Consider the following 3,971-nt stretch of genomic DNA (forward strand, 5'->3'; position numbering starts at 1 on the left):
AAGTTTTTCTGGGGTTCGGTTCTGGTGTTGAGTGGTATGTATCTACCTGATTCGTGCTGTACAGACGAGAGAAGGTTCTGATGGCGGATATCACTCTGGTAGGGGAAGTGTGACTCTGTGGTGACTACGTGGAGAGTTTCGGCTGACCTAATGGACCAGAGCTTACCGGAAGTAATCGCAGACCGGATATAGACCGGACTAGAAAAGATAAAGGCGCATGAATTTCTTCATACGCCTTATCGGGATTTGGTGGCCCCTATTGGGTTCGAACCAATGACCAATCGATTATGAGCGAAGGTCTGACGCAATCTCACCGCACAATCAACATAGAAACCCTGCCCCGAATCACACCTAAATCCACCAGCAAAATCACATCACCTGATTACCCGCATGATTTTACTGACGTCGCCGTCGGGAAATGTTGGCTGTGATTAGTACGACGAAGCCGACGAGGAGATGTGGTTAGGTTTAGGTGGAAAGACAGTTAAGAATAGCTGAAGTTTATATCTTCTAGTTGATATACTGTCGGTTCTGATATATTGAACTTATCTCTATCAAAGAATACGTAATTCTTACCTTTACCAAAAGAGCTATTAAATATAATCCCATCATAAGTACCTAGAGATTTAAAATACTCACAAAGAAACTGCGTTGGAATATAATCTAACTCAGATAGGTGAGGTTTTATAGGAATAGAAAGTTGAGATGAAAATGACTCTAGTAGTTCTATAATAGCTAAGACCTCATCATACTCACTATCTGAAAACGGTACAATTGAAAACTTTCGCCTTGGTTCTGTTAAGTCTATTAACGTCATTTCACCTTTAAGATTAAATGAAGAAACATAAATATCTCCACCTTTATATGGTCGAACCTCTGAAATGCACGTATCAATATTATCTGAAAGGTATAAATAAGATATACCTTTGGGATTAGCTCTTCCTGATGATGCTAATTGTGGTTTAGGTGCTCCCATATTTTGGGACGTTAGTTTTTCATCACTTATTCTAGCTCTATATAGAACATCTTCAGGTATCACGTTTTGTTCTAACTGTTCTAATATTGTAAATAGCCTAGACAAATTTCCATCTAATTTTTGATTAAAAATACTATCGTAAATTTCATTCTTAAGAAAAAATCTATTCGTATGTTTTAACTCATTGCATAATTGATCCCATCCAACTTTATAGTGATCAGTAGATATTCTCACTGAAAACCTCTTTCCAGAGATATTTGCAGAAAGAATATCGTCTAAAAGGGTTTCCTTACATCTAATCTGATCATTAAAGAGTGAGAACAGGCTATCTATCGCCTCACTAGCTTCTTGTCCATTTGAGTCTTCTTCTAGAACCATAAACAAGAACTCAAACTTTTCCGCTAATAAGTTGGAATCACATATTGAAGTATCTCTAGAGTTACAATAAGAGCAACGTCCTAGCTTATTCTTACTGATAATGAATTTTTTTAACTCATTATCATGAAAGCAATTAATACAGCAAGATGACATAACTATTCTCTATATTTTGATAGCGTTTCAATATGATGCTGAATTGATAGTTTTTTAATTTGCCCTAACCCTGGGAAATGGTCTTCTGATTTAAGCCGTCTAAATCCATCTAACCCAATAGTATCATTAAATAAATCAGGGTTGTCATTTGTAAAATTAATTAATTTATCTAGTGCATCACCAAATTTATCACCTGGCCTCGTCGGAGATTTGTCATCGTAAGACTTAAAGTGTCTGACATACATGGCATTAAACTCATCTGGATCTATATAAGACAAATGAATAGCAACAACATATGCTGGACCACCCGACTCTAAAAAGCCATTACCTGTAATGGTGTAGTCGCCAAACCCTACTACATTCTCACCTTCTTTATAATCTGTATGTCGATCTGAAAAGTATGACTTATCAGGATAGTCAGAATTTTTAGTCGCTCGCGAAAAATTATCTTCAACAACAACAACCTGTGACAGAGACTTAAAAGCGGCTCGATGATACTTGTTTGAAATGACTAAAGATGCGTCAGATAGAAGGGAGACAATATCTTTATTTAACCCTTCTTCGACAAACACAGCAAAAGGTGTGGATGTACTAGATATTAAAGATGAAAGTTCAGAACTAGATAGCCCTTTAGTAGAAAAGCACGGTGTAAATCTCAAACCCTCAATAGTGGATCTTAAGGGTTCTTCGATACTAATTTTTCCACTGGCGTCTGAAAAATCACCAAGGTACGGATTAACTACAACTATTGGTTCAAGATTTTCTTTGTTAAGGTGAGAAATCGTTTTACCTAAAGAGTCCATCTTTTGTCGCACAGGTTCAATAATCGGACAGAACTCTGTGTTACTCAGCACCGTAGCTAACTCTCTAAGAGCTATAAGCTCAAACTGTTTTCCCCTGAGAACTGGGTAGTACATTCAATATCCTTACACAAGTTGTCATCAAGCGCATCAACGAGCTTAATCTGCATCTTGTTGGATAAGCTATAACTAACCCCAGCGTTTTTCAAGGAGTTCGGTAGTGAATTGAGAAAGTCAGCATCATTTCGTCGAAAATGTTTTAAAACAGTCCTAAAACTCTTTCTCAATATTGATGAAGGAGTTTCCGAAATGATCTTAGAACATTCTGAAAACATCTTAATGTTGCTTACCTTTGGGGCATCTCCTTGAATCAATTCAACTAGACGCTTGTACTCTTCCATGCGAAGAGATTTTATAAGTAAGTCTTTATCGACACTTTGCTGAGAAAGGTCAGTGGCTTTTCTCTTTGTAGAGAGCGTACTTTTGTGAGTGAGTAGAATGACACCCACTTCTATCGGAGTAACGTCTAAAACTTTCGCTAAGTGTTTCTCATCACAGACTACATAAACTTTATCAAAGAGACTGGAGTAAGAGTTTAGCTGTTCACTTAATCTATCTAGCGAATCGTATTCTGTTTTTATCTCATAACAAGTTGATACGCCATTTAGCATTACGCAATCTGCTATGTTTCGTCCAACTCTGAACTCAGAAAGCATTACTGTTGTACGAGGAGAATGCCTGCCCAAGAGCTGCTTATTAACTATCGTATTCTTATAAAAATACTCATACCTATATGAGCGACTTAATTGTTGATATACAGACTCATATAGATCTCTAACTGTTTTTATTGACGATTTTTCCAGCTCTAGCTCCGTATATACGTTGTATAAAAATTCACGATCTCCCTGCGCAAGAGCTTTCAAATAGCCGCTACTAAACAGCCGTGCTGCATCTTTGATTCTCATCGTGATTGACCCCAAACATAACACCAACAAAAACACGTGAACGTTTATCTAAGTTTACACATAATTTCAAATAAGCTTCATAACATCTATCAGCTATTCAAAGAAGGTCACATTAGAACCAACGCCGAGCGCACTATAGCCTACTGTAAGGAACATGTGTAGACCGTGATCTAAACTCAATGAGATAGAAACCTAACTCACATATCCAAAGATAGTTATCTATTGTCGTCGTCGACGTCTATCACCAATCGTCGACGGCTACACCAAAACAAAAAAATCTGGCACAGGTGACCAAAGCCACCAATGCCGGGTATATTTAATTAAATCAATCATTTGCTATAAATCATCACATGGCGTTCACTATCTCGACCAAATTTAAGGTGGATACCATTTGCATTGAGGCTCGACTCCTTCCCCTTCAACTTTGCCGTCAACGCAGCCGCACCTCGTGGTAGAAACTGACTACTCTCAAATTCATACAGTTTCTCTAACAACGCAGATGGAGTACTTCGCCACGCCTCCCCCGCCTTTAAGGTTTTGACAAGTTTTTGCAACGAAATAGTCAAGCTATCGTCGGCGGTTCCTGATGCCATCAAAGACTTCACTCCTTATACCGTCACTACAAAAGTGAGTTATAGTGAACTTATATATTAAGATGAACCCAATAGTGACAAAAGTACATTAAAAGGCACTTATGAG

Annotated in this window: 4 protein-coding genes; all 4 read right to left on the reverse strand. The window is 37.9% G+C overall.

What is annotated here, in order from left to right; translation table 11 throughout:
* Positions 1 to 484: 484 nt before the first annotated feature.
* The 4 genes from SU60_RS11055 to SU60_RS11070 all read right to left on the reverse strand — a co-directional run bounded on the left by SU60_RS11055 (position 485) and on the right by SU60_RS11070 (position 3,865).
* Positions 485 to 1,354, reverse strand: a complete 870-nt coding sequence (locus SU60_RS11055; protein WP_232472855.1) for an RES family NAD+ phosphorylase — start codon at positions 1,352 to 1,354, stop codon at positions 485 to 487.
* Positions 1,355 to 1,509: 155 nt separating this feature from the next.
* Positions 1,510 to 2,424, reverse strand: coding sequence for a sce7725 family protein (locus SU60_RS11060; protein WP_041155558.1), 915 nt, complete (start codon positions 2,422 to 2,424; stop codon positions 1,510 to 1,512).
* A complete protein-coding gene (locus tag SU60_RS11065; RefSeq protein WP_041155559.1) occupies positions 2,382 to 3,272 on the reverse strand; it encodes a sce7726 family protein in 891 nt (296 codons plus the stop codon). The genes SU60_RS11060 and SU60_RS11065 overlap by 43 nt, the downstream gene beginning before the upstream one ends.
* 329 nt (positions 3,273 to 3,601) lie before the next feature.
* On the reverse strand, positions 3,602 to 3,865 hold the full coding sequence (locus SU60_RS11070; RefSeq protein ID WP_041155560.1) for a hypothetical protein: 264 nt from the start codon (positions 3,863 to 3,865) through the stop codon (positions 3,602 to 3,604).
* Between the last annotated feature and the right edge of the window lie 106 nt (positions 3,866 to 3,971).

Source organism: Vibrio mytili (genome assembly GCF_000830505.1).
Lineage (GTDB): Bacteria > Pseudomonadota > Gammaproteobacteria > Enterobacterales > Vibrionaceae > Vibrio > Vibrio mytili.

Excerpts from the sequence above, each read along its gene's own strand:
- SU60_RS11055 (WP_232472855.1), bottom strand. The coding sequence starts at position 1,354 with ATGGTTCTAGAAGAAGACTCAAATGGACAAGAAGCTAGTGAGGCGATA.
- SU60_RS11060 (WP_041155558.1), bottom strand. The coding sequence starts at position 2,424 with ATGTACTACCCAGTTCTCAGGGGAAAACAGTTTGAGCTTATAGCTCTT.
- SU60_RS11065 (WP_041155559.1), bottom strand. The coding sequence starts at position 3,272 with ATGAGAATCAAAGATGCAGCACGGCTGTTTAGTAGCGGCTATTTGAAA.
- SU60_RS11070 (WP_041155560.1), bottom strand. The coding sequence starts at position 3,865 with ATGGCATCAGGAACCGCCGACGATAGCTTGACTATTTCGTTGCAAAAA.